The organism is Microbacterium sp. RG1 (assembly GCF_005347485.1).
Classification (GTDB): Bacteria; Actinomycetota; Actinomycetes; order Actinomycetales; family Microbacteriaceae; genus Microbacterium; species Microbacterium binotii_A.
The window spans coordinates 2,931,209-2,952,181 of record NZ_CP034121.1; the positions used below are offsets into that span (position 1 = coordinate 2,931,209).

General features: G+C 71.5%; 22 protein-coding genes and 1 riboswitch. Of the genes, 10 read left to right on the forward strand and 12 right to left on the reverse strand.

Annotation, left to right across the window (positions count from 1 at the left end):
- Window positions 1–13 precede the first annotated feature (13 nt).
- The 9 genes from EHF32_RS14330 to cofG are packed head-to-tail and all read right to left on the reverse strand — an operon-like array spanning window position 14 to window position 8,130.
- Window positions 14–409: an SseB family protein gene (locus EHF32_RS14330; RefSeq protein ID WP_137418814.1), complete on the reverse strand. Its 396-nt coding sequence runs from the start codon at window positions 407–409 to the stop codon at window positions 14–16.
- On the reverse strand, window positions 402–635 hold the full coding sequence (locus tag EHF32_RS14335; RefSeq protein ID WP_137418815.1) for a hypothetical protein: 234 nt from the start codon (window positions 633–635) through the stop codon (window positions 402–404). Before EHF32_RS14335 ends, EHF32_RS14330 begins: the two co-directional genes overlap by 8 nt.
- Window positions 611–1,927 carry a hypothetical protein gene (locus EHF32_RS14340; protein WP_137418816.1) on the reverse strand — a complete coding sequence of 439 codons (1,317 nt, stop codon included), beginning with the start codon at window positions 1,925–1,927 and terminating at the stop codon, window positions 611–613. Before EHF32_RS14340 ends, EHF32_RS14335 begins: the two co-directional genes overlap by 25 nt.
- Entirely contained in the window at window positions 1,924–2,241 is a 318-nt protein-coding gene (locus EHF32_RS14345) for a hypothetical protein (protein ID WP_137418817.1), read from the reverse strand. Before EHF32_RS14345 ends, EHF32_RS14340 begins: the two co-directional genes overlap by 4 nt.
- On the reverse strand, window positions 2,241–2,645 hold the full coding sequence (locus tag EHF32_RS14350) for a YbaB/EbfC family nucleoid-associated protein (protein WP_137418818.1): 405 nt from the start codon (window positions 2,643–2,645) through the stop codon (window positions 2,241–2,243). The genes EHF32_RS14345 and EHF32_RS14350 overlap by 1 nt, the downstream gene beginning before the upstream one ends.
- A gap of 10 nt (window positions 2,646–2,655) precedes the next feature.
- Window positions 2,656–3,279, reverse strand: a complete 624-nt coding sequence (gene cofC, locus EHF32_RS14355; RefSeq protein WP_137418819.1) for a 2-phospho-L-lactate guanylyltransferase — start codon at window positions 3,277–3,279, stop codon at window positions 2,656–2,658.
- A complete protein-coding gene (fgd, locus tag EHF32_RS14360; RefSeq protein WP_137418820.1) occupies window positions 3,276–4,286 on the reverse strand; it encodes a glucose-6-phosphate dehydrogenase (coenzyme-F420) in 1,011 nt (336 codons plus the stop codon). The genes cofC and fgd overlap by 4 nt, the downstream gene beginning before the upstream one ends.
- Complete coding sequence (locus tag EHF32_RS14365) at window positions 4,283–5,767, reverse strand: flavin-containing monooxygenase (RefSeq protein WP_137418821.1); 1,485 nt, start codon at window positions 5,765–5,767, stop codon at window positions 4,283–4,285. The genes fgd and EHF32_RS14365 overlap by 4 nt, the downstream gene beginning before the upstream one ends.
- Window positions 5,764–8,130, reverse strand: a complete 2,367-nt coding sequence (cofG, locus tag EHF32_RS14370) for a 7,8-didemethyl-8-hydroxy-5-deazariboflavin synthase CofG (RefSeq protein ID WP_238343721.1) — start codon at window positions 8,128–8,130, stop codon at window positions 5,764–5,766. Before cofG ends, EHF32_RS14365 begins: the two co-directional genes overlap by 4 nt.
- A 114-nt stretch (window positions 8,131–8,244) precedes the next feature.
- On the opposite strand from cofG, the gene EHF32_RS14375 reads away from it, so the two are divergent.
- Window positions 8,245–8,637 carry a hypothetical protein gene (locus EHF32_RS14375; protein WP_137418822.1) on the forward strand — a complete coding sequence of 131 codons (393 nt, stop codon included), beginning with the start codon at window positions 8,245–8,247 and terminating at the stop codon, window positions 8,635–8,637.
- A gap of 160 nt (window positions 8,638–8,797) precedes the next feature.
- Here EHF32_RS14375 and EHF32_RS14380 read toward each other — a convergent pair whose 3' ends face one another.
- Both EHF32_RS14380 and EHF32_RS14385 read right to left on the reverse strand, forming a co-directional pair.
- Window positions 8,798–9,628, reverse strand: a complete 831-nt coding sequence (locus tag EHF32_RS14380) for an ABC transporter permease (protein ID WP_137418823.1) — start codon at window positions 9,626–9,628, stop codon at window positions 8,798–8,800.
- Window positions 9,625–10,962, reverse strand: a complete 1,338-nt coding sequence (locus EHF32_RS14385) for an ATP-binding cassette domain-containing protein (RefSeq protein WP_137418824.1) — start codon at window positions 10,960–10,962, stop codon at window positions 9,625–9,627. Before EHF32_RS14385 ends, EHF32_RS14380 begins: the two co-directional genes overlap by 4 nt.
- 115 nt (window positions 10,963–11,077) lie before the next feature.
- Here EHF32_RS14385 and EHF32_RS14390 point away from each other — a divergent pair, with 115 nt between their 5' ends.
- The 6 genes from EHF32_RS14390 to EHF32_RS14415 all read left to right on the forward strand — a co-directional run bounded on the left by EHF32_RS14390 (window position 11,078) and on the right by EHF32_RS14415 (window position 16,248).
- On the forward strand, window positions 11,078–12,136 hold the full coding sequence (locus EHF32_RS14390) for an enoyl-CoA hydratase/isomerase family protein (protein ID WP_137418825.1): 1,059 nt from the start codon (window positions 11,078–11,080) through the stop codon (window positions 12,134–12,136).
- Window positions 12,137–12,138: 2 nt separating this feature from the next.
- On the forward strand, window positions 12,139–12,963 hold the full coding sequence (locus tag EHF32_RS14395) for an LssY C-terminal domain-containing protein (protein WP_137418826.1): 825 nt from the start codon (window positions 12,139–12,141) through the stop codon (window positions 12,961–12,963).
- Window positions 12,960–13,478, forward strand: a complete 519-nt coding sequence (locus tag EHF32_RS14400) for a hypothetical protein (protein WP_137418827.1) — start codon at window positions 12,960–12,962, stop codon at window positions 13,476–13,478. Before EHF32_RS14395 ends, EHF32_RS14400 begins: the two co-directional genes overlap by 4 nt.
- A 71-nt stretch (window positions 13,479–13,549) precedes the next feature.
- The gene (locus EHF32_RS14405) at window positions 13,550–14,476 is read left to right on the forward strand and encodes a J domain-containing protein (protein ID WP_137418828.1); all 927 of its coding nucleotides are present in this window, start codon (window positions 13,550–13,552) and stop codon (window positions 14,474–14,476) included.
- Between the two features lie 52 nt (window positions 14,477–14,528).
- Window positions 14,529–15,836 carry an SLC13 family permease gene (locus tag EHF32_RS14410; protein WP_137418829.1) on the forward strand — a complete coding sequence of 436 codons (1,308 nt, stop codon included), beginning with the start codon at window positions 14,529–14,531 and terminating at the stop codon, window positions 15,834–15,836.
- A 34-nt stretch (window positions 15,837–15,870) separates the two neighbouring features.
- Window positions 15,871–16,248: a TIGR03618 family F420-dependent PPOX class oxidoreductase gene (locus EHF32_RS14415; protein ID WP_137418830.1), complete on the forward strand. Its 378-nt coding sequence runs from the start codon at window positions 15,871–15,873 to the stop codon at window positions 16,246–16,248.
- 19 nt (window positions 16,249–16,267) lie between these two features.
- On the opposite strand, the gene EHF32_RS14420 is transcribed toward EHF32_RS14415, so the two are convergent.
- Window positions 16,268–17,866 carry a D-alanyl-D-alanine carboxypeptidase family protein gene (locus tag EHF32_RS14420; protein ID WP_238343722.1) on the reverse strand — a complete coding sequence of 533 codons (1,599 nt, stop codon included), beginning with the start codon at window positions 17,864–17,866 and terminating at the stop codon, window positions 16,268–16,270.
- A gap of 37 nt (window positions 17,867–17,903) precedes the next feature.
- Window positions 17,904–18,014: riboswitch (TPP riboswitch) on the forward strand.
- Between EHF32_RS14420 and EHF32_RS16115 the strand changes: the two genes are divergently transcribed.
- From EHF32_RS16115 to EHF32_RS14430, 3 genes are all read left to right on the forward strand, one after another.
- A complete protein-coding gene (locus EHF32_RS16115; protein ID WP_238343723.1) occupies window positions 18,007–18,645 on the forward strand; it encodes an ECF transporter S component in 639 nt (212 codons plus the stop codon). Its footprint overlaps the riboswitch before it by 8 nt.
- Entirely contained in the window at window positions 18,642–20,105 is a 1,464-nt protein-coding gene (locus tag EHF32_RS14425) for an ABC transporter ATP-binding protein (RefSeq protein WP_238343724.1), read from the forward strand. The genes EHF32_RS16115 and EHF32_RS14425 overlap by 4 nt, the downstream gene beginning before the upstream one ends.
- Window positions 20,102–20,887 carry an energy-coupling factor transporter transmembrane component T family protein gene (locus EHF32_RS14430; RefSeq protein ID WP_137418832.1) on the forward strand — a complete coding sequence of 262 codons (786 nt, stop codon included), beginning with the start codon at window positions 20,102–20,104 and terminating at the stop codon, window positions 20,885–20,887. Before EHF32_RS14425 ends, EHF32_RS14430 begins: the two co-directional genes overlap by 4 nt.
- The last annotated feature ends 86 nt before the right edge of the window (window positions 20,888–20,973 follow it).

Below are 20,973 nucleotides of genomic sequence, written 5' to 3' on the forward strand. Positions count from 1 at the left end.
GGCCGCATCCGGGTCAGGACTGGGCGAGGCCCCGTGCGGCGTCCAGCTCCTGCCGGAAGGCGGCGAGGCCTGCGGCGGGGAGTTCGAAGCCGACGCTCGAACCCGCGTTCACGACGAGTCCCTCGCCTGCCGGCATGCGACGGATGAGGTCGGCACCCGTGAACGTCACCATCCACGGTGCGAGGGCGTCGAGCTCGCTCGCGAGGTCGGGGTCGGTGAACACGGCCAGCACGCGCTCGGAGGCGCCCGGGTAGTACACCGGCTGGAAGCCGCGGAAGTCCTCGCCGGGGTCGCCGCCGCTGGGCACGTAGACGGTGGATGCGGCGAACGTCCACAGCACGGTCTGCATCGTGAGGCGCTGTTCGCGCGCCTGCAGGATCGCCAGATCGACGACGGTCGGTTCAGTCATTGCCCACCTCGTTCGGGAAGCGCTCGCGCGCCTCCTCGTCTGTCATCGGACGCAGTCCTCGACTGTTGTCGAACCACCATGTGTGGCACACCTCGCAACGATAGAGCAGGTCGACCGGCGAGGTCGACGTCACGAAGCGCGGCTGCCCACCGCTGTACGCACCCTCGCGGCACACGGGGCATCCGAGCTCCGTCGCGGCGCTCAATACCGTCTCACGAGCACCCACGCTCCATTCTCCAGCTTCGTCAGCACCGCATTGCTGCGCATCGCGTCGCCGCCGGCGATGAGCGTCTCACGCGTGGAATTCACCAGGTACGCCCCGGTACCCGTGTTGACGGCGGTGTGGCCGTACGTGGTGCTCGTGTTCGTGGGGTCGGGATAGAAGTGCTCCCACCCGCCCGAATCCGCAACCGTCGGACGGCGCAGCTCACTGGGGTCGACCGGGAAGTGCACGGCGTAGATGTCGCCGCCGTTGAGGTACGCGTCCTGCGCCATCGGCGCCATGCCGGTCTCGCGCGCCGCCTGCGCGGGCGTGTGGATCTTGGCCGCATCCTCCGTCGGCATCGCCCACACATCCGAGCCCGACCGGCCGAGCGTCGCCGCGGAGTGGTCGTAATGCTGCACGACCTTGTCGCTGAAGATCGACGTGTGATACCCCTCGTCGATCATGCTCTTGAGGTCGGCGGGCGAGAGCGGTTCGCCGACGCGGGCATGGATGGTGGGGCCGTCCGGTACGCGCACCGACGGCCCCGAAGCGCCGCCCTTCAGCACGCTGCTGAACAGATCGCCCGCCCGCTGCAACAGGCCCTTGAGGTCGTCGAGCAGCTTGCCGAGGTTCTTGCACGAGCGCAGCACCTTCGTGACCGTCTCGCCGACGGTGGTGGCCAGTTGACTGACCCGCGTCGTCACCTGGCCGATCACGACGGGGGTGGCAAGGCCCACTGTGACCACCAGCTCGGCGACCCACGAGATGATCGCCCCGGCGAGCTGCGACAGCACATCGCGCACCAGATCGTGCACGACCTGCACGATCGTCGACGCCATCTGCAGACCCGTCGACATCGCCCCGGCCCAGGATGCGGCGCCAGACAGATGCTGCGCGACATCCTGCTGGAATCGGCGGTAGGCCTCCATCGCCTCACCTGCCATCTCGTCGACCTGGCCCACGACATGGGCGAGCTCCTGTGCCGAGGTCTCCAGCTGGGTCTGGATGTTCGACCAGGTCTGCGCGAAGGCGGCGACTTCGCCCGCATTGCCGGCGAAGTCGTTGAGCCAGCCTTTCAACGGTTCGAGGTGGTCGATGATCCAGCCGAGACCCGCCCCGATCAACGACCCCAGCGGGTCGATCGCCGTGGCTGCCACATCGATCGCGACGCCGACGCCCGCGAGGCCGCCCTCGACCCAGGATCCGGAGTCCACTGCGGCGACGAGCTGACTGCCCGAGTCGAGCAGCCCCGCACCGCTGAACGGTGTCGCCGTGTCGATGGGCGCCGCCACCAGCACGTTCGCGGTGCTCATCCGAGTCCCTGACCGAGCGTGTTGATGCCCTGCACCACGTCATCCTCGAACGAGGCCATGTCGCTGCCGACGCCGCGCAGCTCCGTCGCCGACCGGCGCAGCATCTGCTCGGCGGAGCCGATCGCCTGCTGCGCCATCGCTGCCGCCAGCTGGGCAGGCGGAACGAGGAACGCGCACAGCACCCCGAACGCACCGCCGCCCATGTTCGTGGAGCCGGCCGCATCGCGCGCGACCGAGACGTCGGACGCCACGAGCTCGACCCGCGACGCCTGCGCGGCGATCAGATCCCCGTCGAGCGCGATGTGGTCCGCCATCACGACCACCGCACATTCGTCCCGCCGCCCTGCGGCAGGGCGTCTGCGATCTCGGCGCGCAGCCGCTCGGTGGCGCCGGCCTGCTCGCCGAACAACTCCGCGGCGATGCGCACCGCCTGCTCACCCGCCTGGCGCTGTGCGGCGCGCGCGGTGTCGACGAGCAAGCGGGACAGCGTCTGCGGGGACAGTTCCATCGCCGCATCCGAGAGGTCCGCATCGAGCAAGCGGCCCGACGCATCGACCGTCACGCGAAGCTCGCGCCGGGGTGAGCTGGCCGTGGCGCGCACCTCTGCGACGTCGCGCTGGAACTGCTGACCGCGCTTCGCCTGCTCCTGGGCAGCCGCGATCTGCTGCTCGACGCGGGCGATCGACGCGTCCGCATCCCGCATGAAATCGTCGCTCACCTTTGGCACGTTACGCCTCTCGGCGAAGGCCTCCCTGCGAAACCGGGTCGCCTGTGGAGAACCGAACGGAGTGGGGTCCGAGACCTAACGCGGATGCCGCCGCGAGCTGCGCCGCCGTGTCGACGTCGCGACGCAGCGTCGACTGCTCCGGCACGTCGAGGCGCACGCAGCCGAGCGCCAGATGGCGGGCCAGAGAGTCCACCCCGAAGGCGCTCTGCCAGGTCACCCCGGCACGCGCGGTGACGAGGGTCGAGCCTGTTCCCTCGGCATCCGCGACGACGGCGCGGTCGACGGATGCGGCCGCATCCAGTGCTCCACGCAGGTCATCGGGGCGGAGCGCCGGCAGGTCGCCGAGCAGCGCCGCGCGAGGCGCGTGCGATGCAGGCATCCCGAGCGCGATCGCCGCGTTCAGGCCGCGCGGCTCTTCCTCGGCGACCACCGTCACGCCGCCGATCGCCGCCACCGCCGCCGCCGTCTCGCGATCCGCGGTCACGACGACGACGCGCGCGACCGCGGCGGCGGCAGCGACGGTGTCGAGGCCGATCGCGCGAACCAGTGCGGCACTCGCGCCCAGTCGCGACTTGCCGGATGCCGCCGCCTTCAGCGGGACGACGATCGTCCAGTCGAGGTTCACGCGAAGCGGGCGCGCAGACGCGGAAGGATCTCCTCGCCGTAGGTGCGCAGAAACTGCTCCTGGTCCTCACCCGGGTCGTGGAACACCAGGTGCCGGAAGCCGAGGTCGACGTAGCGGGCGATCTGCTCGACGTGCTCGTCGGGATCGGTCGAGACGATGAAACGGGATGCGGCGCGCTCGATCGGCAGCTCGGCCGCCCGACGCTGCATCTCGATCGGGTCGTGGATGCCCATCTTCTCCTCGGCGCTGAGCGCGAGCGGTGCCCAGAAGCGCGTCTTCTCCAGTGCCGTCTCACGGTCGGCGGCGTAGGAGACCTTGACCTCGATCAGGGTGTCGACGTCGTCGCTCGAGCGTCCCGCTTTCTCGATCCCCTCGGCGAGGGCGGGGAGCAGTGTGTCGGTGTAGAGCTTCGGATCCTTGCCGCTCGTCGTGATGAAGCCGTCGGCGATGCGCCCCGCCAGACGTGTGGCCGCGGGGCCCGCGGCGCCGATGTAGATCGGCACGGGCGTCGTCGGGCGGTCGTAGACCGTCGCGTCGCTCACACTCCAGAAGTTGCCCTCATAGGTGACGCGCTCGCCCGTCCACAGTTTCTCGATGAGGGTGATGGCCTCCTTGAGGCGCTGGAACCGCTCGGGCGGGTCGGGCCAGTCGAGTCCGAGGGTCACCTCGTTGAGCGCCTCACCGGTGCCGACGCCGAGGATCACCCGGCCGGGGAACATCACCCCGAGCGTTGCGAACGCCTGCGCCACGACGGCGGGGTGATAGCGGAAGGTCGGCGTCAGCACACTCGTGCCCAGCAGTACCCGCGAGGTGCGCGATCCCACGGCCCCGAGCCAGGGCAGCGCCGCCGGGGCGTGTCCGCCCTCGTGCATCCAGGGCTGGAAGTGGTCGGAGATGAAGACCGAGTCGAAACCGACCTCCTCCGCCAGCACGGCGAAGTCGGCGAGTCGATCGGGGGAGAACTGCTCGGCCGAGGCCTTGTAGCCCAGACGCAGGGGAACGGTCATGACTCTCCTCTCGCCCGCGACGCGTCGCGGTGCAGTGGGGCCGGCAGGAACTCCGACCCATCGGTGGAACCCAGCATGGCGCGGAAGGCGTCGACGGTGTCGGGCCACAGCAGGGTGAGCCTTCCCGACCGGGCGTCGACGTACCAGTTGTCGCAGCCCCCGGTGAGCCAGGGGCGGGATGCGGCCGCCGCATCGATGCGGGCGGTGTACGCCGACTCCGCATCCGGACGCAGACGCAGGACGCCGTCGCCGGCCCGGTCCAGGCAGTGGGCCACGTACTCCGCCTGAGCTTCCAGCATCAGCAGGGACGAGTTGTGCCCGAGCGACGCGTTGGGGCCGTTGAGCACGAACAGGTTGGGGAAGCCCGCGACCACGGTCGAGGCGTAGGAGGTCATCCCCTCGCTCCAGTGCTCCGCGAGTGTCTCGCCCTGCTCGCCCGTCACGAGCTCCGCGTACGGCTGCTCGGATGCGGCGAACCCGGTCGCGAGCACGAGCATGTCGGCCCGGTAGCGGGCGCCGGATGCGGCAACGAGCTCGCCGCCGTCCACGCGCGCGAGCGCCGTCGCCTCGAACGCGACCGCATCCGAGGCGACGGCCGGGTAGAACTCGTCCGAGAGCAGCACGCGCTTGCAGCCGAACGCGTAGTCGGGGGTCAGCGCGCGGCGGAGCGCCGGGTCCGCCACCTGTGCTTCCAGGTGGGCGAGGGCGACAGTGCGCGCGGCGCGCGCCGCATCCTCATCACCGGAGCGCGAGGCGAAGCGTTCCTCACCCTCGCGGTACAGCTCGTCGCGCAACCGCGCCAGCTCGTCCGGATGCTGGGCGAACCGGCGCCGGTCGGCGGCGGTGTAGTCCACGTCGCCGCGCGGCACGATCCAGGCCGGCGTGCGCTGGAACAGCACGACCTCGGCGCCCTGTGCGACGAGCGCCGGAACGAGCTGCACGGCGGACGCGCCCGTGCCGACCACGGCGATGCGTCGGCCGGCGAGAGGCGCGGTGTGGTCCCAGCGCGCGGAATGGAACAGGGGGCCCTCGAAGGTCTCGAGTCCCGGGATGTCGGGGATCGACGGTTCCGTCAGCCGCCCGCAGGCGAGCACGAGACGACGGGCGCGCACATCCTCGCCGCGTCCGGTCTCGACGAGCCAGCGCTCGCCGTCCCACGCCGCCGACTGCAGCGGCGTGTCCAGCAGCAGGCGCTCGCCGAGCTGCTCGGCTTCCGCGATGTGCTGCAGGTAGCGGTGGATCTCTTCGCCGCGGGCGAAGAGCCCCGACCAGTCCGGCCACGGGTGGTTCGCGAGCCCGTAGAGGTGAGAGGGCACGTCGCACGCGACGCCCGGGTACGTGTTGTCGCGCCAGGTGCCGCCGACCGAGCTGCCCCGATCGAGCACGGCGAACGATTCCCGTCCCGCCCGACGCAGGGCCGACGCCATCGCGAGGCCGCCGAACCCCGCGCCGACGATCGCGACATCGACCTCGCGCGTCATCGCATCGCCGCCTTGCGCTCGTCCGACGGTTCGCCGTAGACCGTGGTGCGCTGGCGCAGCGGGCGGAAGAGCCGACGGGCGATCCGCGCCGCATCCGGGAGGGCAAGCTCGTTGCCCGACTCGATGCCGGCCTCGGGGCGCACGCGACCGTCGAGCAGCGTGCCGCCGAGGTCGTCGCCGCCCGCCTGCAGGAGCACGGCGCTCGTCTCGAGTCCGTGCCGGGTCCACGGGATCTGGATGTGGGGGATGCTGCCCGAGAAGAACAGGCGCGACACCGCCGCCATCGCGCGGTGCTCGTCGAGCGACGAGCGTCCCTCGACCAGGCCGATGCCACCCGCGGAGCCGGGGAGGGGGATCGGGACGAACTCCGTGAACCCCCGCGTCTCGGACTGGATGCGCCGGAGCGTGCCGAGGTGCGCGATGCGCTCCGCCGCGGTCTCGACATGGCCGTAGAACAGCACGCTCGTCGAGCGGAACCCGGCGCGGTGGGCGGCCGTGATGGTCTCGATCCAGCGGTCGATCTCGAGATCGCCGGGAGCGATGAGGCCGCGGATGCGCTCCGAGAGCACCTTCACTCCGGTGCCCGGAACGGTGTCGACGCCCGCATCCCGCATCGCGGCGAACGCCTCGTCGAGCGTGAGGCCGCTCCGGGTGGCGAGGTCGTGCACGTCCTGCGGACGGTAGGCGTGCAGGTGGATGTCGGACGCGGCGGCGCGCGCGGCCCGGACGATGTCGAGGTACGCCTCCGGCGCCTCTTGCCGCGCGATCAAGCCCTGGATGCACAGCTCCGTCGCACCGAGGTCCCACGCGTCCGCGGCGATCGCCGCCGCATCCGCGAGATCGAACTGGTCGGGTGTCTGCGCGCCCGCCGCGCGGAAACCGGTCGAGGTGAGATTGCGGTTGACGGCGATCGTGATCGCCTCGCCCACCGTGTAGCGGCGTACGTCGTCGGCGATGTGCGCGAGGTCGTCCAGGGCGGTGCCCGTCGCCTCGAGTAGGCGCAGCCACTCGGCGTCGTCGAGCGCGAGCGGATCGGCCGCCGCCCGCTCCGCCAGCCCCCGCACGGTGCTCGCGCGCGCATCCCCGCCCGCATTCCTCTGAACATGAGGCGCGGTGCGGGCGAGGTGGGTAACGGGGTCGGAGAGGGCAGCGACCGGGGCGTGCATCGCGGGGTCGAGCCACGTGCCGGGGTCGGCGAGGTACTCGGGGTGAGCGGTGAGGCGCTCACGCAACTCGTAGCCGAGGGATGCGGTCGCCGCCGCAAGATCGTCGACGTGCGGCCACGGGCGCTCGGGGTTCACATGGTCCGCGGTCAGCGGCGAAACCCCGCCCCAGTCGTCGATCCCTGCTCCGACGAGCAGAGCGAACTCGGTCGGATCCGACAGGTTCGGCGGAACCTGGATCCGCATCCGCGCGCCCATCACGATCCGCGCCGCGGCGACGACCGTCGCATACTCGAGCAGATCGGCATCCGGGGCGTCCTGCATCGCGGTGCGCGGCTTGGCGCGGAAGTTCTGCACGATCACTTCCTGGATGTGGCCGTGCCGCTCCTCGGCGTCGCGCAGCGCGTTGAGCGACTCCGCCCGGTCGAGCGGCGTCTCGCCGATGCCCACCAGGATGCCGGTGGTGAAGGGGATGCGCGCAGCCCCCGCATCCTCGATCACCCGCAACCGGAGCGCGGGATCCTTGTCGGGGGACCCGAAGTGCGGCTGGCCCGGCGTCTCGAACAGGGCGCGAGAGGTCGTCTCGAGCATCATCCCCATCGACGGGGCGACCGGGCGGAGCTGTTCGAGCTCGTGCGCGTGCATGACCCCGGGGTTCAGGTGTGCGAGCAGGCCGGTCTCGGCCGTCACGAGGCGGGCGATCGCCGCGACGTAGTCGAGCGTCGACGCGTACCCGTGCTGGTCGAGCCAGGCGCGCGCCTCGGGCCAGCGATCCTCCGGACGGTCGCCGAGGGTCAGCAGCACCTCCTTGCATCCGAGCGCCGCGCCCTGGCGCACCACCTGCAGCACCTGCTCGGGTGACATGTAGGCGGGTTTGTTCTTCTTCAGCAGCTGGCCCGGGGTGTCGACGAAGATGCAGTAGTGGCACCTGTCGCGGCAGAGCGTCGTCAGGGGCACGAAGACCTTGCGCGAGTACGTGATGACGCCGGGGCGCCCGGCGAGAGCGAGACCCTCGTCGCGCAGCGCGGATGCGGCGGCGAACAGGAGATCGCGGTCGGCTCCGTCGGCGGTGACGAGGGCGAGAACCTCGTTCACGCTCAGCCGTGCGCCCGCTCGGGCGCGGTCGATCACGTGGGCGACGAGCACGGGAGCCGTCTCGGGCCCCACATCTGACCGGAGGTCGGTACGAGGCGTGGGCACCGGTCCAGTCTTCCACCGCCGTGCGCGGTCGGGGTCGCACGAAGCTGGCGGATCGTTGTCCGTCTGTGAGCAAATTCGCTGCCGCGGCTGAAGCGTCGCTGGCAGACTTGGACCATGGTGACGCTCATGCTCGACTCGGGACACCTCGAGATCGTGCTGTCGGGCGCCGAGAAGGCGCTGGCATTCCGTAAGCGGAATGTGACGCTCGATCGTGCCGCGATCTCGCGGGTGCAGCTGACCGACGACCCCTGGACATGGCTGCGGGGCGTCCGCTCACCCGGCACATTCATCCCCGCGACGCTCGCCATCGGAACGTGGCGTTACGCCGGCGGCAAGGACTTCGCCGTCATCCGCAAGAACCGCCCCGGCGTGGTCATCGACCTCGAGGGCGACGCAGAGTTCCAGCGCCTCGTGCTCGGCACCCGGCACGGCGAGGCCCTCGTGCGGGCGCTGCGCGTCGACGCGGGCGACGACCCGACCGACGTCGTCGAGCTCGCCTCGAGCTGAGCAGGGTCCCGCGGAGCCGGGAGTCAGCCGACATCGCGGCGCCCGGCCCACCGCATCCGCCGAGCGAGCATCTGTTCGCCGAGCGAGCATTCAATGAGGTACTCGCTCGATGATCGGATGCTCGCTCGGAGGAAGCGCGGGCCGCCCCGCCGGAGGTGGGTCAGCCGACGTCGCGGCGCCAGCTGGCGAAGTATCCGAGCACCGTGAGCAGCAGGCCGTACGCGAGCAGCACGAGGCCGCCGACCCACCACTCGAGCGGCGCGCCCGCATCCCCTCCCGCGCTGGCCGAGAACAGACTTGCGCCGACGAGGGTGTCGCTCGCGGCTCCCGGCAGGAACCGGGCCGCGTCGCTCAGACCGGAGACGAAGGCACCGCCGAAGCGCAGCAGGGGCTCGATGAACTGCGTGAAGGCGAGCACGATGACGACCGCCGCGACCTGGTTGCGCACCACGAGACCCACGCCGATGCCGACCACGACCCACAGCACGAAGGCGATCACGATGCGTCCCAGCATCGCCCACGTGTCCGAGGAGTCGAGGCCCGTGCGTTGCCCGAATCCGGCGAGGACGCCGGCGGCGGGGCCGACCGTGACGATCAGCGCCAGCGCGGCGTAGACCAGGCCCATGACGGCCCCGGCCAGGACCTTCGCCGTGAGCACCCGCCCGCGCTTCGGAGTCGTGAGGAACGTCGGGGTGAGCGTGTTGTGGCGGAACTCACCGGTGACCAGCAGCGTGCCGATCAGCAGCGGGAACACGTAGCCGACGGATGCGGCGAGGCTGTAGATCAGGGCGCTGACGTCGCCCGGTACGCCCGTCGCCGTGAGGCCGCCGCCGCTCGAGGGAAGGGCGCCGCTCGCGGCCAGCGCGAACACCACGGACAGGCCGGCCGCGGTGAACCCGACGTATCCGGCGAGGACGATGCCGAGGATCCACCAGATCGAGGTGGTGAACTGCTTGGTCAGCTCGGAGCGGGTGACGTTCACGAGGCTCATGCCCGGCCCCCTTCCTCGCGGTCGTCGGCTTCGGGATGCGGCTCGGCCTCATCCGTCGGCTCGGTGATCTGAATGGCCTCGGTCGGTGCGGGATCTGCGTCGGAGGTCTCGCCTTCCGCCGGCTCGGAGTCGGATGCGGGAGCCTCTCCGCTCTCAGCGGCGGGCGCGAGATCGTCGGCGGCAGCACCCTGCTGCTCGTCCGGCGCCGCGGTCTCCTCGACCGGTGCGGTGTGATCGGCGGGGGCAACCTCGGAGGCGCCCGCAGCATCCTCCCGAGCGGCCTCGGCGGCGCCCTCGGGAACGGGCGTGTCCAGCGGCACCTCCACATCGGGCGCCTCGGTGATCTCCGACGTCTCCGGGGCGGGGTCGTTCTCGGGTGCGAGCGGGGCGTCCTCGTCGACCGCGGGGATGGCCGCGGTCTCGCCCACCGGCGGGTGCACGCGCGTGCCGTCGACCAGCGCGAGGAAGATCTCCTCGAGCTCGGGGCCGCGGCGCTGCAGGCCCGACAGAGCGATGCCGGATGCGGCGGCGAGCGCACCCACCTCGACGGGCTCCGCTCCGCGAACCGTGAGTCCCGAACGCAGCACCTCGAACGAGTGTCCCGCCGCGGTGAGCGCGGCCTCGAGGGCAGCGCGATCGGGGGCATCGACGACCGTCGCGTACTCGTCGGGGTCGGCGAGGTCTTCGATGCCGCCGTCGAACACGAGTCGTCCGCGGGCGAGGATGAGCAGGCGATCCGCGGTCTGCTGGATCTCCATGAGCAGGTGCGAGGAGACGAGCACCGTGCGGCCTTCGTCGGCGAAGGCGCGCAGCAGCATCCGCATCCACTTGATGCCCTCGGGGTCGAGGCCGTTGGAGGGCTCGTCGAGCACGAGGACGCCCGGGTCGCCGAGGAGCGCGGTGGCCAGGCCCAGTCGCTGCCGCATCCCGAGGGAGTAGCCGCCGACCTTGCGTCCGGCGGCGTCCGAGAGACCGACGAGGGCGAGCGTCTCATCGATACGGCCGGTCGGCAGCCCCGCCGCCTGCGCGTAGACCTTCAGGTGGTTGGCGCCGCTGCGACCTGGGTGGAAGCTCGACGCCTCGAGGGCGGCGCCGACGGTGCGCAGCGGATCGCGCAGTTCGCTGTAGTGCGATCCGCCGATCGTCGTCGTGCCCGAGGTGGGCCGGACGAGCCCCAGCAGCATGCGCAGTGAGGTCGTCTTACCGGCGCCGTTCGGGCCGAGGAAGCCGGTCACGAGGCCGGGCTCGATACGCGCGCTCAATCGGGAGACGGCATCGATCGTGCCGAATCTCTTGGTGACCTCGGAGAACTCCAGGATCTGGCCGTCGGGCATGGGAACCTCCGTCAAGGTCAGAACGTTTCTCCATTCTGGCGGAAATCCGCGGAAAATCGGGGATCGACTCTCACCGATCCCGTGCGGGTGCTCCGGCGGCGCTAACGTGGCGGGCATGAGCGGTGCGGATGCGACGGTGCTGGTGCGGTCGGATCAGGGGGTGGGGCGGCTGACGCTCAACCGTCCGCGCGCGCTCAACGCCGTCGACATCGATATGGTGCGCCGGCTCGCCGGGGCCCTGGATGCGTGGGAGCACGACGCCGATGTCGAGGTCGTGCTGCTCGACGGTGCGGGCGATCGCGGCTTCTGCGCGGGCGGCGACGTACGTCTCCTGCGTGAGCAGGCGATGAGCTCCGACGCGGAGCGCACCGCCGACTTCTTCCTCGCGGAGTACGCGCTGAACGCCCGCCTCGCCGAGTATCCGAAGCCGGTCGTGACGATCGCCGACGGGATCACCATGGGCGGCGGCGTGGGGCTCGCCTCGCACGCCGGGCACCGCGTGGTCACCGAGCGCTCGCAGCTGGCGATGCCCGAGACCCGCATCGGCTTCACGCCGGATGTCGGGGGCACGTGGCTGCTCGCGCATGCGCCCGGGCGCATCGGCGAGTACCTCGCGCTGACCGGCGGCACGATGGATGCGGCCGACGCGATCTACGCCGGCTTCGCCGACCACCTCGTTCCCTCGGACCGCATCGACGCCTTCCGTGACGCACTCGAGACCCGCGCGGATCCGCAGGGGCCTGCGGAGCTCGTGCTCCTGTTCGACGAGACGCCCGACACCTCGCGCCTCGAGACGGCGAGAGCGTGGATCGACGACGCGTTCGCCGCCGATTCGGTCAGCGAGATCCTCGCGCGGCTGCGCGCGCATCCCGAGCCGGATGCGGTCGCCGCCGCCGAACTGATCGCCGCGCTCTCGCCCACCGCGCTGACCGTGACGCTCGAGGCCGTGCGTCGCGCGCGGCGCAGGCGGTCGCTGCGCGAGGTGCTGGAGCAGGAGTACGGGCTCGTGATGTGGTTCGCCCTCACCCAGCCCGACCTCGTCGAGGGCATCCGCGCGCAGCTCGTGGACAAGGACCGGTCCCCGCGCTGGCATCCCGCCGCGCTCGACGAGCTCGACCCCGCGATCGTCGATCAGGCCTTCGCCTTCCGGCCCCCACGAACGCTCTGGGGCTGATCGTGGCCGCGGGGGAGAAGAGGAAGCGCCGGACCTACTCGATCGGCGTCGCGCTCGACGGCTTCTTCTTCGTCTTCGCCGGCCTCGCCTCGATCTGGCTCGCCTACCTGAGCTTCACCGAGACCTTCCGCGTCGGATGGTGGGGCATCCCGCTCGCCATCGCGTTCTGGGTCCTGCTGGCGTACCTCGTGCTGCCCCGGCTGCACCGCATCCTGACGATGATCTACGTGCCCGACTACTTCATCGGTCGCACACGCACGAGCGACGGACTCCTCGGCGACCCCGTCAACCTCGCGTTCATGGGCAGCGCCGAGCAGATCGAGGATGTGCTGCGCCGCGCGGGCTGGACGAAGGCCGACCCCGTGACCCTCGCCTCCTCGTGGCGCATCATCACGTCGACCCTCACCAGACACAGCTACGACGAGGCCCCCGTCAGCCCGCTGTTCCTGTTCTCCAGGCAGCAGGACTTCGCCTACCAGCAGGAGGTGGACGGCAACCCCGCGCAGCGTCACCACGTGCGCTTCTGGCGCTGCCCCGACGACTGGCTGCTGCCGGGCGGGCGCCGGGTGGAATGGCTGGCCGCCGGCACCTTCGACACCGCCGTCGGGCTGTCGCTGTTCACCCTCCAGGTGACCCACCGGATCGACGCCGACACCGACATCGAGCGCGACCACATCGTGCAGACCGTGACCGCGGCGGAGCCGCGGGTGCGCGTCGATGTGATCGCAGACTTCTCCACCGGCTATCACGCCCGCAACGGCGGCGGCGACAGCATCCGCACCGACGGAGATCTGCCGATCGTGGACGTGCGGGGGGTGACGGTGTGAGCGAGAAGGTCCCCCGCAAGCGCACGGCGTTCGAGTCGCCGGCGCGCCTCGCGCGTCCGCTCACCCACGACCCGAACATGCCGCGGCCCGCGGCGACCGTCGCCGGCGGACTCCTCGTCCTCCTGCGCGTGCTGGCGGGAGTGATCTGGCTGCTGTCGATCACGTTCGAGTGGCGTCACATCGTGCACGACGCATCGGTCGTGATCGACGGGGTTCCCCTCAGCGAGGAGGAGCGGGCCCTCGGGCTGGGGTTCGTCTGGCTCGTGGGCGGCGCCGTCCTGCTGTTCGACGCCGTCATGGCGATCTTCGTCCTGCGCGGCGGCAACCGTTCGCGGGTCACCGTGCTCTTCTTCTCTGTGCTGTCGATCAGCTTCGCCTTCTCGGCCTGGTGGGTGCAGGGCCAGGACATCCGCATCAGCAGCACCCTGTTGAACCTCGGCCTCGACATCCTGGTGCTCCTCGCCCTGTCCAGTCGCAAGGCCGCCGCCTACGCGCGACGAAACGAACGACGCTGAGCTCACGGCGCCCGAACAGGCGCGGGCCGGTAGCCTGGACGCTGCCGTGCGGCAGGTGAAAGCGAGGCGGCGTGTTCGACAGTCCCCTCTCCGCATCCGCGTACGACATCCTCCAGGTCGCAGCCGATGCCGACGACGAGACCCTGCGGCGTGCGTTCCGGGTGCGCCTGCGCGAGACGCATCCCGACACCGGCGGCGACGCGGTGCGCTTCGTCGAGGTGCAGCGCGCGTGGGAACTCGTGGGCACGCCCGAGGCGCGAGCGGCCTACGACCGCGGCCGGGGCGCGGTGAGCGCTGCGCCCGAGGCGGAAGGTGCATGGACGCCGCCGCGAGCACGGCAGGACACGCGTCCGCGCGCACGATCCGCCGGCCAGCCTGGTGGATGGCGGCGCGAACGGTATCTCACGCTCATCCGCGAGTGGGTGGGGCGCGGTGCCGAGGTGCCCGATCCCTACGACGCGCAGCTGGTGCGCTCGGCGCCGCGCGAGATCCGGCGCCTCCTGGCCGACGCGCTCGCCGAGGAGGCGACCGCCCGCATCGTCGCCGACCTCGGCATGGGCTACAGCGTCTGGCACGACGTCGCCGCATCCGGTCGTAGCGGAGACCTCGACGAGAAGCTCGACCACATCGTGCTCGGTCCGAGCGGTCTGTACGGGGTGCTCTCGGAGGACTTCGGCGGCCCGGTCGGTTTCCGTCGCGGCGAGATCATCGGCCCCGCCGTCGTCGGCGCCCCCGTCAGCGATCTGCTGTCGCGGATGCGGGTCGTCGCCCGAGCGGCACGGGTGCGCTTCAGCGGCGCGATCGTCGTGCTGCCCGACAACGACCTCGCCCAGCAGATCACCGAGCTCGGCACCGTGCGCGGTACGCCCGTCGTGGTCGCCGGGCGCTCGGCGCTGGCCACCGTGCTGCGGCGTGGTGTGACGGGCGCGCGCGACATCGGGGGCAACGAGGTGTTCGACGTGCGTACGCGCCTGGACGCCACGGTGCGCTTCGTCTGATCGCACGGTCGCGGGCCGGATGCGGCGAGCCACCCGCCGCTAGCGTGGAGGCATGGATCCGATCGCCGCGACGTTCCTCATCCTGGGGTTGGCAGTGCTCGCGTTCCTCTCGGGCCGCATACCCCTCGAGGTCGTGGCGATCGGCGTCGCCCTCGCCCTGTGGGCGACCGGCGTGCTCACCCTTCCCGAAGCGCTCGCCGGGTTCGGCGATCCCACGGTGCTGTTCATCGCCAGCCTGTTCGTCGTGGCCAGCGCGCTCGAGCGCAGCGGCATCACCCGCTGGCTCGGAGGCCTGATCGTCGCTCGCGCCGGCCAGCGTCGAGGCCCGGTCATCGGCGCACTCGGCGCACTCGTGGCCGTGCTGACCGCCTTCCTCAGCATCAACGGCGCGGTCGCCGCCCTCGTCCCCGTCGCCGCAGTGATCGCCCGACGTGCCCGCATTCCCGCGTCGAAAGTGATGATCCCGCTGGCCTTCCTCGCATCGGCTGCGTCGCTGCTCACCCTCACCGGGACGCCGGTGAACGTCGTCGTCTCAGAGCTCGCCGAGGCCGAGGCCGGCCGAGGGTTCGGCTTCGCGGAGTTCGCGCTCGTCGGGCTGCCGCTGCTGGCAGCCGCCCTCACCATCATCATCCTGTTCGGAGACCGTCTGCTGCCCTCCCTGCCCGATGCTGCCGCGCATGCCGCGCCCGGGCCGCGCGAGGCGGAGACGTTGTCGCTGGTACCGGAGGCCGTCCGCACCGGCGCCGTTCGGACGGTGCCGACCGGGATGCGGCGGGGAGCCCGACGTACCCTCGTGATCACCGCCATCATGGTCGTGCTCCTGGCGACGGGACTCACGCCGCCCGCGGTTGCGGGCCTCGTGGCGGCCGGTGCCCTCGTGCTCACCCGCGTCGTGACGCTTCCCGCCCTGTATCAGGACATCTCGTGGACGACGCTGGTGCTCATCGCAGGCATGATCCCGCTCTCGGCCGCGTTCTTGCAGACCGGCGCCGCGGAGGTCGTGGCCGACGGGGTTCTCCGCGTCGTCGGCTCGGCGGATCCGCACCTCGCGCTGCTCGCGGTCTGCGTCGTCACCGTCGTGCTCGGTCAGTTCATCTCGAACGTCGCGACGGTGCTGATCGTCGCGCCCGTCGCCACCACGATCGCGGTGGACCTCGGGGTCAGTCCCCTCGCCTTCCTCATGGCGTTGACCGTCGCCGGAGCGGCGTCCTTCCTGACACCCGTCGCGACGCCGGCCAACCTGATGGTGCTGTCCCCTGGCGGGTACCGGTTCGGCGACTACTGGCGTCTCGGGCTCCCGCTCGCCCTGCTGTTCCTCGCGGCGGCCGTGCTGTACGTGCCGCTCATCTGGCGGTTCTGAGCCGGCGCCTATCCGGCTCTGGCAGGCTGAGGCGGTGATCACCGATGCCGCGCGCGCGTTCCTGGCCGAGTACCACCTGGCAACCCTGTCGACGCTGGACCGGCAGGGCCGCATCCACTCGGTGCCGGTCGGCATCACGTACGAGGACGGCATCGTGCGGGTGATCGGTTCCCGCGGCACGCAGAAGTTCCTCAACGTCGAGCGCACCGGACGCGCCAGCGTCAACACCGTCGACGGCCGCCGCTGGCTCAGCTTCGAGGGTCCGGCGCGCGTCGTCGAGGATGCGGATGCGGTCGCCCACGCCGTCGAGCTCTACACACGCCGCTACCGCGAGCCCCGTCCGAACCCCGATCGCGTCGCGCTCGAGATCACCGTCGAGCGCGTGCTCGGATCCCCCGACTTCCGCGCCTGAGAGCGGGCTCCCGCGGGGCTCAGACCAGACCGAACAGCTCGAGCGGGTGCGTCAGCCGCCACCAGGGACTCGGGCCGTCCAGTTCGCCGTCGAGCACGACGTCCACCGTCGACGCGTTCTTGGGGCCGGTCGCGACGAGCGAGCCGACCACGTCGCCCCGCTCGCGCGCGTCGCCGAGATCGAACGAGGTCGCCAGCGACGCGGCAGAGCCGTTCCACAGCACCACGTCGGCGTCGGCCGCGGTCACGATCGGAACCGTCGCGCCCCACCTCGTCTCCACCCGTCCGACGGTCGTGCCGGCCGCGACCGAGGGCGTGAGCTGCAGTTCCTGCTCGACCTGGGCGAAGAGGGCGCGCGTCGCCGCATCCCGCGTCTCGACGTCGGGCTGGCCGAGCGTCGCGGCGTAGATGCGGACCGTGGTGTCGCCGATCGTGACGTCTTTGGCGGCGAGGAGATTGTAGGAGTCGAGCGTGCCGGTCTTGAGGCCGACGACGCCGGGATCCGCGAGCAGATTGTTCGTGTTCTCGACGAGACCCGCCCCGGGAAGCTCGACGGAGGGGGTGCGCACGATCTCGGCGATGACGGGGTCGGCGAGCGCGCGCTTGGCGACCTCCAGCAGAGCTGCAGGGGTGGCGGCGTTCTCGGCCTCGATGCCGGCGGGGCCGGCGATCGTGATGCCGGTCAGTCCGTGCGCTGCGAGCCAGTCGTTGGCCGCCCGCGCGTAGACCGCGTTGTTGGGCCAGATGGTGTCGGCGAGGCGGTCCGCATAGTTGTTCGCGGATCCCATGAGCATGCCCTGCAGCATCTGGTACTCCGTCAGCGTGCCGCCCACCGGAACGTCGAGCGCCGATTCGCCGTTGCGGCGGTACGACCAGTACTCGCGTTCGTCGGCAGCGCTGAACGCGAACTCCCGGCCCTGTTCGCCTGCTGCGAGAGGCATCTGGTCGAGCACCACCATCGCGGTCACGACCTTTGTGATGCTGGCGATCGAGCGGGCATCGGGGCTGGAGGCGATCGGGGAACCCACGCCGTCGACGACGACGGCCGCGCTGCCGGCACCCGGCCACGCTCCGACGGCCGCGGCCGACGGGGTGGCCTCGAGGGCCGACGCCTGCACGGTCGGGGCGACGGCGTACAGCGGCCACAGCAGTGTGGTGCCGCAATACGCCGCGACGACCGCGACGATCAGTGCGATCGGAACCAGGACCCCGGGACGCCACGGCGTCCGGCGGGGGGCGCGGGCGAGAAGGTCCGCGGCGACGGGGGTGAACGATGCTGCGCCCGCGGCTTCGAGTTGTGGAGTCGTCCCCGACGCCCGTGCGACCGCGGTCTCGTCGACCCAGTTCAGCGCCGTGGTCACGGGAGGCACGACGACCGGCACGGATGCCGCCGCATCCTGGGCCGGGGAGAAGGAGTGCTCCGTGGCGGCGTCCTCCGGCGTGCCGTTGAAGCTCGCGGCGGCGATCATCGCGGGAGTGGATGCGGCGTCGACCGGCGCGCGCGGCACCTCGATCTCGAGGTCGTGGGGCGGCAGAGGAGCCTCGTCGACGGACGGCTCGGCGTCTCCGCCGCGGCGCAGCGAACGCCGAGTGGGCGGGGTCGGGCCAGTCACGGTCACCCGCCTACGGTAGCGCGAGCAGCGGGTCTATACTCGGCACGTCAACCACGGGAGTCCGGTGAGCCGGGCTGAGAGGAAGCGGATCCACGCTTCGACCGTCGAACCTGATCCGGATCATGCCGGCGCAGGAAGGAGCATCAATGCATACGTCCACGTCCACATCCGCTCGTCCTTCCCTCACCTCCCGGTGGCGGTGGCGGGTCGTCGACATCGTCGTCGCCAGCGTGATCGGCGTCGCGGCCGGCGTCATCTTCTGGGTCTGGGGTCAGGCCTGGACGCCGCTGAGCACGGCGCTCGCGTTCTTGCCGGGGCTCGAGGGTCTGCTCGCCGGAGGATGGCTGTTCGCGGGTGTCCTCACCGGGCTCATCATCCGCAAGCCGGGCGCCGCGCTGTACGGCGAGATCGTCGCGGCGGTCGTCTCGATGGCACTCGGCACGCAGTGGGGCTTCACCACCTTCATCTGGGGAGTGGTGCAGGGGGTGGGAGCCGAACTCGGCTTCGCGCTGTTCGCCTACGCGAACTACCGTCTCTGGGTCGCTCTCGTTTCGGGTGCGCTCACGGGACTGGCCGTGGCGCTGCTCGACACCAACTTCTCCTCCATCGCCGCGTACGACGCGGGCCCCCGCGCGATCTACTTCGTCTCGGCGATCGTCTCGGGCATCCTCATCGCGGGGCTCGTCTCGTGGCTCATCGCCCGCGCGCTCGCTGCCACGGGAGCGCTCGACCGGTTCGCCTCCGGACGGCAGGCGCGCATCGTCGAAGCCGCCGACGCGGCGTGACTCCCGGCGCGCGGGTCATCGCCCGCGGGTGGGGGTGGCGGCACGCGGGCCGCAGACGCTGGGCCGTCGCCGACATCGATCTCACGATCGAGCCCGGCGAGCGGGTGCTGCTGCTGGGCGCGAGCGGCGCGGGCAAGTCGACGCTGCTGCGCGCCTTCGCCGGTGTGCTGGGCGGCGACGAGGACGGCGAGGCGACCGGGGAGCTGAGCGTCGACGGTGCGCACCCCGCATTCGTCCGCGGGGTCGCGGGCATGGTGCTGCAGGATCCCGACGCCCAGGTGATCCTCGCTCGCGTCGGCGACGATGTCGCGTTCGGATGCGAGAACCTCGGCGTGCCGGCCGACGAGATCTGGCCACGAGTCGGTGAAGCGCTGGATGCCGTGGGGCTGCCGGTGCCGCTCGACCACCCCACGTCCGCGCTGTCGGGCGGGCAGAAGCAGCGGCTCGCGCTGGCCGGTGCGCTGGCCATGCGCCCGAAGCTCCTGTTGCTCGACGAGCCGACGGCCAACCTCGATCCCGACGGCGCTCGTCAGGTGCGGGATGCGGTCGCCGCCGTCGCGACTCGCACCGGGGCGACGCTCGTCGTGGTCGAGCACCGCGTCGACCTGTGGGCCGATCTCGTCGAGCGCGTCGTCGTGCTCGCGCCCGACGGCGGGGTGCTGGCGGACGGCTCGCCCGCCGACGTCTTCGCCACGGCGGCCGATGCCCTGACGCAGGCGGGCGTGTGGGTGCCGGGAGTCCCCGTGCGGATCACGCCGCGCCCGCGCGCCGGAGAATCCCCCCCGCTCGTGGTCGGCGCCGGTCTCGCGGTCGGGCGCCGTCGGATCGGCCGCCGCGAGGCGCTCGCCGCCGCATCCGGGATCGACGTGCAGCTGAACGCGGGGCGGGCGCTTGCGATCACGGGAGCCAACGGCGCCGGCAAGTCCACGCTCGCGCTCACCCTCGCCGGGCTGCTGCCGCCGATCGCAGGCGAGGTGCGGGCGGCGGATGCGTTGGCCGCCGGCGTCGGATCCGATCCGTCTCGGTGGCGCGCAGCCCAGCTGCTCACGCGCATCGGCACCGTCTTCCAGGAGCCGGAGCACCAGCTGCTCACCGCTCGCGTGCGCGACGAGCTCGCCGTCGGTCCTCGTGCGCTGGGGCTCTCGGAGGCGGAGGTGGCCGCGCGCGTCGATCCGCTGCTCGAGCGCCTGCGTCTGGGGCGTCTCGCCGAGGTGAACCCCTTCACTCTCTCGGGCGGAGAGAAGCGCCGGTTGACCGTCGCCGCGGTCCTTGCGACTGCGCCGCGGGTCATCCTGCTCGACGAGCCGACCTACGGGCAGGACGCGCGCACCTGGCGAGAGCTCGCGGATCTGATCGACGAGCTTCGCGCCGACGGCACCGCGATCGGCGTCGTCTCGCACGATCCCGCCCTCGTCGCGGCGCTCGCCGACGACGAGCTGCGGCTGGGTCGGGCCTCATGAGCCTGTTCGCGATCGACGCCTCGGCGAGCCCTCTGGGGCGGATCAACCCGGTCACCAAGCTCATCGCGACTCTCGTGGTCTCGGTCACGCTCCTGCTCTCGATCGACCCGGTCTCGGCGGCCGTGACGCTCGCGGCCACTCTCGTGCTGCTGGCGTTCTCGCGGCTGCGGGCGCGCGAGCTGTGGCTGCGCGTGTGGCCGATCGGAGTCGCAGCCCTCATCGGCGGCGCGGCGACGGTGCTGTACGGCCGGCCCTCCGGCGCGGTGTTCTTCGAGTGGGGGCTCGTGCGCGTCAGCGAGGGATCGCTCTCGCTCGCCGCCGCCATCGTGCTGCGTGTGCTGGCGATCGCACTGCCGTCGGTCGTCCTGTTCATCACGACCGACCCGACAGACCTCGCCGACGGTCTCGCCCAGCTGCTGCGCCTGCCCGCCCGCTTCGTGCTCGGTGCGCTCGCGGGCCTGCGTCTGGTGGGACTGCTGGTCGACGACTGGCGTGAGCTCGCCCTGGCGCGCCGCGCACGCGGGGTGGCCGACCGCGGCCGCATCCGTCGATTCCTCGGTCAGGCGTTCGCCCTGTTCGTGCTGTCCATCCGTCGCGGCACGAAGCTCGCGACGGCGATGGAGGCCCGCGGCTTCGGATCCGACGCCCCGCGCACCTGGGCCCGGCCCTCGCGGCTCGGCTGGCGCGATGCCGTGCTGCTCGCCCTCGCGGCGGTGATCGCCGCCGCATCCGTGACCGCCGCGGTGCTCGCCGGCACCTGGACCCTCGTCTTCGCCCTCTGACGCGTCCAGGGCACCGCCCGCTGTTCGCCTCGCACCGCCCGCTGTTCCCCTGTCTGAAATCGAGCCGTAGGCGTCGATTTCAGACA

Coding starts and splice junctions, on each gene's coding strand:
- EHF32_RS14330 (WP_137418814.1), bottom strand. CDS start 409: ATGACTGAACCGACCGTCGTCGATCTGGCGATCCTGCAGGCGCGCGAA.
- EHF32_RS14340 (WP_137418816.1), bottom strand. CDS start 1,927: ATGAGCACCGCGAACGTGCTGGTGGCGGCGCCCATCGACACGGCGACA.
- EHF32_RS14345 (WP_137418817.1), bottom strand. CDS start 2,241: ATGGCGGACCACATCGCGCTCGACGGGGATCTGATCGCCGCGCAGGCG.
- fgd (WP_137418820.1), bottom strand. CDS start 4,286: ATGACCGTTCCCCTGCGTCTGGGCTACAAGGCCTCGGCCGAGCAGTTC.
- EHF32_RS14365 (WP_137418821.1), bottom strand. CDS start 5,767: ATGACGCGCGAGGTCGATGTCGCGATCGTCGGCGCGGGGTTCGGCGGC.
- EHF32_RS14375 (WP_137418822.1), top strand. CDS start 8,245: ATGGTGACGCTCATGCTCGACTCGGGACACCTCGAGATCGTGCTGTCG.
- EHF32_RS14380 (WP_137418823.1), bottom strand. CDS start 9,628: ATGAGCCTCGTGAACGTCACCCGCTCCGAGCTGACCAAGCAGTTCACC.
- EHF32_RS14385 (WP_137418824.1), bottom strand. CDS start 10,962: ATGCCCGACGGCCAGATCCTGGAGTTCTCCGAGGTCACCAAGAGATTC.
- EHF32_RS14390 (WP_137418825.1), top strand. CDS start 11,078: ATGAGCGGTGCGGATGCGACGGTGCTGGTGCGGTCGGATCAGGGGGTG.
- EHF32_RS14410 (WP_137418829.1), top strand. CDS start 14,529: ATGGATCCGATCGCCGCGACGTTCCTCATCCTGGGGTTGGCAGTGCTC.
- EHF32_RS16115 (WP_238343723.1), top strand. CDS start 18,007: ATGCATACGTCCACGTCCACATCCGCTCGTCCTTCCCTCACCTCCCGG.
- EHF32_RS14430 (WP_137418832.1), top strand. CDS start 20,102: ATGAGCCTGTTCGCGATCGACGCCTCGGCGAGCCCTCTGGGGCGGATC.